Origin of the sequence: uncultured Leptotrichia sp. (genome assembly GCF_938036635.1) — a bacterium.
Classification (GTDB): Bacteria; Fusobacteriota; Fusobacteriia; order Fusobacteriales; family Leptotrichiaceae; genus Leptotrichia; species Leptotrichia hongkongensis.
In genome coordinates, this window is the sequence record NZ_CALHQO010000098.1 from 1 (window position 1) to 1,208 (window position 1,208).

General features: G+C 30.6%; 2 protein-coding genes. Both read right to left on the minus strand.

Annotated elements, in window-relative coordinates:
• Positions 1-39: 39 nt before the first annotated feature.
• Positions 40-807, minus strand: a complete 768-nt coding sequence (locus Q0370_RS01815) for a hypothetical protein (protein WP_299571313.1) — start codon at positions 805-807, stop codon at positions 40-42.
• 16 nt (positions 808-823) lie between these two features.
• A partial coding sequence (locus tag Q0370_RS01820; RefSeq protein WP_367270807.1) for a DUF6683 family protein occupies positions 824-1,208 on the minus strand: 385 nt, incomplete at its 5' end.

Consider the following 1,208-nt stretch of genomic DNA (forward strand, 5'->3'; position numbering starts at 1 on the left):
TTTAACTGTCCAAAATTTCATCAGCTATTTCTTATTTTATTAAAATAAATACATATATGCTTTGCTTTTATACAAAGAAACAAGTATCACAATTGATATAAAAAGTAAAAAAAGAAGTATGCTCTGCATTTTTTTCATTTTAAAAAGTTTGAATTTTACTTTTGGAATCTGTCTTTTCTGGATTACATCAATAATATCATCTATAATTTTAGAAATTCTGTCATCTTCTATTATTATATCTATTTGAGATCTTTTTAACTGTCTTTCAGGTACAAAACAGATTTCCTTTTTGCCATCAAGAAGATAAATATGGGATTTAAGTCTGATTATTCGGGAGCCAAACAGGGGAAATAATTCAGTACCCCAGTTATAGCCCTTTATATCCAATAATTTTCCATTTAAATAAAAGTCTTCATTTATTATTTCAAGTGTATTTTTTGTTTTTTCTTTTGAATAATAATATTTATATCCGTATATCATACTTATTACAGCACAGACTATTAAAAGCAATATTCCAATTTTTATTCCCAGAAATATTAATATTAGCATTATGGCAAAGCAAATAAGATTTAGAACAACTGCTTTTTTCAGATTTTCAGGCACTTCATAAAATACTCTTCCTGTTTCTGTTCTTTCACGGTAAACTGTATCAGCTGATAAAATTCCAAGTTTTATTTTCTCTTTAACCTCATCTTCCTGTTTTTGATTAATTTTGCGAAGATTTTTTCTGTTTTTTATTTGTTTCACACCAAAAACGATTAATATAACAGCAACTGAAAGATATACTAATGCAATAATTGAATTCATTTCAGTCCCCTCCGTATTAATAAGATATTCCTTGAGCTGTTATACGGACTCTATCAGCATCCACTTTTAAAATAGCTTCAAGTATTTGTTTTCCTGCCTCCCTTAATTGAGCTGTAGTCTGTGAGTTTGGATTACTCTGATTTAATGACTGTCCCACAGCTAAAGTCATTCCAACCATAACCATCTGGTCGTACATACTTTTTTTCTCCCTGTTGCTCATTCCGTCAAAAAATCCGCTGTTTTCAAGATGAGCCTTGAACTGATTTGCCATAGGTTTCACATAGTCGTCATTAAGACTTATATTGTTATATGCCATGTATGCTCCTGCTATTACAGCCGCTACTGCTGAAGACAAATCATTTGTCGGTATTCCTACAGAATGGGCTACCTGTGGAAAAGCC

Coding starts and splice junctions, on each gene's coding strand:
- Q0370_RS01815 (WP_299571313.1), bottom strand. CDS start 807: ATGAATTCAATTATTGCATTAGTATATCTTTCAGTTGCTGTTATATTA.